The following is a 2280-nucleotide window of genomic DNA, read 5'->3' on the forward strand; positions in this document are numbered from 1 at the left end:
GTGCGGCAAGATGGGTAAAAGTGGCAAGCAACAACCCTGTGATTGCGACACAAGATAATCCTGAAGAGACCAAGTTTTTACCAGTCACGACTCAGTCCAACGCCAATACCGTCACCCACAATACTAAACAACAGACGCCAAACTCGAGTACGGTGGTCGTTGAGCTATCCAGTGGGCATGTGATCAAGCTCACACATCCCACAGCTGAGACGATCAAACAGATCTTATCGGTTATCATATGATCACTTTATCTCATGATGTACGGATCTGGTTATGTGCCGGCCACACCGATATGCGTAAAGGCTTTGATGGTTTATCTGCGATTGCGCAGCATATATTACAAAAAGATCCCTTCAATGGGCATGTTTTTGTGTTTCGTGGCAAACGTGGTGATCGGGTTAAATTACTCTGGTGGGATGGCCAAGGATTATGTCTGTATTATAAACGTTTGGAGCACGGACGTTTTGTGTGGCCGAGCGCAACATCCGGTGCTGTTCACTTATCACAAGCTCAATTATCAATGCTATTAGAGGGCATTGATTGGCGCCCACCAGCAAGGCGATATCGACCGGAAAATAGTGCGTAAAAAACCGTCATTTTATTGCTTTTCCCCGTGTTTTTGTTGGGCTTGAGTGGTATAATTAAGCTCATGAAAACAGGCTATCAAGCACTTCCAACCGATACTCATGCATTGCAACAAATGGTGTTGCAGATGCAATCTGAGCTGTCTGAAAATAATAAGAAACTATCCGCTCAAGACTCCGTTATCGATAACCTACGCCATCAATTAGCTGTATTAAAGCGTGCGCGTTTTGGTCGCTCATCAGAGCAGGTTGAGCAAAATATCCATCAGTTGGAATTACAGCTTGAAGAGCTAGAAATCGCCCAAGCACAGACGGACTCCGGTAGCAGTGCAGCAGGCACGGTCACGAAGACACCTCGTCGTCGCATCACATTACCTGAACACTTAGCACGAGAAGAATACCGCTTAGATACGCATGAGTGCTGCCCAGACTGCCAAGGTGCGTTGTGCCATATCGGTGATGATGTCTCAGAAATCTTGGATGTGGTGCCTGCATCGTATCGTGTGATTAAAACCGTGCGTCCTAAATACAGCTGTAAGGCATGTGACAGCGTGGTTCAAGCGCCTGCACCGCAGCGAGTTATCAATAAAGGCCTGCCAAGTGCTGGGTTGTTGACACAAGTGATGGTCGATAAGTATATGGACCATCAGCCGTTGTACCGTCAATCACAACAGATGGCGCGAGAAGGGATTGATGTTGAGCGCTCAACGTTAGCTGATTGGGTGGGGCAAGTGAGTCGCTTACTCACTCCGCTAGCTGAAGCAATAGAGCGTCATGTCACACAGGCTTCTCACTTACATGCTGATGACACCACAGCACCGACACTATCACCAGGTAAAGGACGCACACAAACGGGACGATATTGGACGTATGTTAGAGATGGTCGAGCATGGAATGAAGCTGCACCGCCTGCGGTCTGGTTACAATACAGTGAAGACAGAAAAAGTATCCATCCCACCACGCATTTACGCCACTTTAGTGGGGCACTGCAAGCGGATGCGTATGCTGGTTATAATGATGTGTATCGTAACAAGGTGACTTTTGTAGCTTGTTTAGCGCATGTCAGGCGAAAGTTTTATGATATTACCCAATCGGGCCCTGCGCCAATTGCACAGCAGGCTATCGAATATATCCAACAGCTGTATGCGATTGAAAAAACTATCCGCAATCAACCACCGGATAAGCGCTTAGCAATACGACAACAAGAATCTGTGCCGATACTGACTGAGTTTTATGATTACTTAGCCACAAGCTTGCGCACCTTATCAAAAGGCTCGGCGATATCTAAAGCCGTGGCGTATGCGATAAATCAACAAGATGGGATTATGGCGTACACCCAAGATGGACGGGCGTCGATTGATAATAACTCAGCGGAACGGTCTATCCGTCCCATTGCTCTAGGTCGCAAGAATTACTTGTTCGCAGGTTCAAAAGCCGGCGGTGAACGAGCTGCAGTGCTGTATACCATTCTCGGTACAGCGAAATTAAATGATATTAATCCGAATCAATATCTCACAGCAGTATTAAAACGCATAGGACAGCACCCCATCAATAAAGTCGATGAACTCTTACCATGGAACATTGACCTAAGCACACCCGCCAAAAACGAAGCTATCTAAATCAAAAGACTAAATGTCCACTAAAAAACAAGTGGACACTTAAATAAAGATACTAGGTGTAATGGCCGTACGCTTAC

General features: G+C 46.4%; 3 protein-coding genes. All 3 read left to right on the forward strand.

The genetic code is table 11. The features are described 5' to 3' along the window. Positions 1-242: hypothetical protein (locus tag NLF92_RS12570; protein ID WP_254102512.1), on the forward strand; the 242-nt coding region annotated here is incomplete at its 5' end. Beyond that, on the forward strand, positions 239-586 hold the full coding sequence (gene tnpB / locus NLF92_RS12575; RefSeq protein ID WP_254102514.1) for an IS66 family insertion sequence element accessory protein TnpB: 348 nt from the start codon (positions 239-241) through the stop codon (positions 584-586). The genes NLF92_RS12570 and tnpB, both read left to right, overlap by 4 nt. A 63-nt stretch (positions 587-649) precedes the next feature. Next, positions 650-2203 carry an IS66 family transposase gene (gene tnpC, locus NLF92_RS12580; RefSeq protein ID WP_254102523.1) on the forward strand — a complete coding sequence of 518 codons (1554 nt, stop codon included), beginning with the start codon at positions 650-652 and terminating at the stop codon, positions 2201-2203. Positions 2204-2280: the final 77 nt, after the last annotated feature.

The organism is Opacimonas viscosa (genome assembly GCF_024199005.1).
GTDB lineage: Bacteria > Pseudomonadota > Gammaproteobacteria > Enterobacterales > Alteromonadaceae > Opacimonas > Opacimonas viscosa.

Bases quoted from the DNA above. Each gene is read 5' to 3' on its own strand.
- tnpB (WP_254102514.1), top strand. From the start codon at position 239: ATGATCACTTTATCTCATGATGTACGGATCTGGTTATGTGCCGGCCAC.
- tnpC (WP_254102523.1), top strand. From the start codon at position 650: ATGAAAACAGGCTATCAAGCACTTCCAACCGATACTCATGCATTGCAA.